This window comes from Micromonospora sp. DH13 (assembly GCF_020873825.1).
Lineage (GTDB): Bacteria > Actinomycetota > Actinomycetes > Mycobacteriales > Micromonosporaceae > Micromonospora > Micromonospora haikouensis.
The window spans coordinates 1-1,518 of the sequence record NZ_JAHWGR010000083.1 but is presented as its reverse complement, the minus strand read 5'-3'; the positions used below and the strand labels follow the sequence as shown (position 1 = coordinate 1,518).

The window sequence follows — 1,518 nt, the reverse complement described above, 5'->3', positions numbered from 1 at the left end:
GCGTGGTGGAAGTAGGCGGCGTTGTAGAAGGCCGTCATCAGCTCGCGCAGGTTGCCGTCATCCAGCAGCTCGTCGACCTGCGCGGCGCTGAGCTGGTCACCCACCTGCCCGGCGCTGGTCGGGTCGTCCTTGATGAACGAGCGCCACGCCCCGCCGGGACGACCGTCGAAGGTGTCCAGCACCTCCCGGAGCCGCGCGACGGTGGCCTGCGCCGCCCGCCGCACCCGGGGCAGCCGGTACAGGTACGCCCCGAGCTGCTCCTCCAGGTGGGTCGCGAAGATCAGGTGCTCGGTGGTCTCCAGGACCGGCCGGTTGGCGTACGGCCGGCCGTTGCCCTTCCACGCGACCGCGTCCCCGGCCGCGTCCGCGACCGGGCGGGGCGGGGTGCCCGGCAGGTCGGCGCCGGCCTCCTGCACGTGGGTGTCGCCGGGGGCGTCGCTGGTGAACGTGCGCCACCCGTGGTCGGCGTCCGGCTCGGCCGGGCGGGGGCGTCCGTCGGGGCCGTAGGCGGTGCCCGCGACGAACGCGTGCCCGCCGGGGGTCGTCCAGACCGTGCCGGTGGGGGCGGTGACCGAGGTGCCCGGCAGCAGCCGCGACAGCTTGGCCGCGAAGCCGTCGGCGTCCGCACCCGTGTCGCACGAGATCAGGACGATCCGCTGTGGATGGTCCGCCCCGAGCTGCTCGGCGAGCTGTTCGGGCGTGACCCGCCGGTCGCCGAGCACCAGGTGCTCGGGGGTGCCGTGGGCGAAGACGACGAGCTCGCCGTCGCGGGCGGGGAACGAGCGGGCGGCCTCGGCGTGGGTCGTGTCGTACGGCTCGACGAGCGCCCACCCGGCCGGGACCGGCTGCGGCCCGTCGGCCGGGGCCTGCGGTGGCCCGTCGGTCGGGGCCTGCGGTGGCCCGTCGGTCGGGGCCGGCCTGGCCTCGCCGCCCGCAGGCATGGTCGGCGGGGGCGGCTCGGCGGTGGCCCGCACCGGCTCGGTCGACCGGGCCGTCTCACTGGACCGGGCCGTCTCATTCGACCGGGTCGCGTTACTGGACCGGGCTGTCGCACTCGACTGGGTCGCCGCGGTCGACTGGGCCGGCTTGGTCAACCGGGTCGCCTCGGCCGGAGGGGCGACCGGCCCGGGCGGGGCGGTCCCGACCGGCGGCTCGACCGGCCGGACGACGCTGTCGGCGACCTGCGGTGGCGGGCCGGCGGCGGAGCCGGTGGCGGTGCGCGGGTCGGCGTCGCGAGGGGGGTGTCCGCGCCGCCGGGGCGGACTGGTGGTGGCTCCGCGCGGGGGTGCGATGGTGCCGTCGCGGGCCGGGCCGGTCGGCGCGGTGGTCGGGCCCTCGGTGCCGGTGGCCGGGCGGATGGTGCCGGTGGCCGGGCCGGTGGTGCCGGTGGCCGCGGCGGTCGTGGCCGGCGCGGTGGCGGTGGTGGCGGCCTCCGGCACGGCCGCCGGGCCGCCCGGCGGGGTCGGGCCGGTGGGCGTCAACTGGGTCACCACGCCGGGCAGGCCGGCGCCGTCGGGC

General features: G+C 78.7%; 1 pseudogene. It reads right to left on the bottom strand.

Annotated features, from left to right (window positions below):
- Positions 1 to 1,518, bottom strand: a pseudogene (locus LPA42_RS33315) (hypothetical protein); the annotation flags it as partial.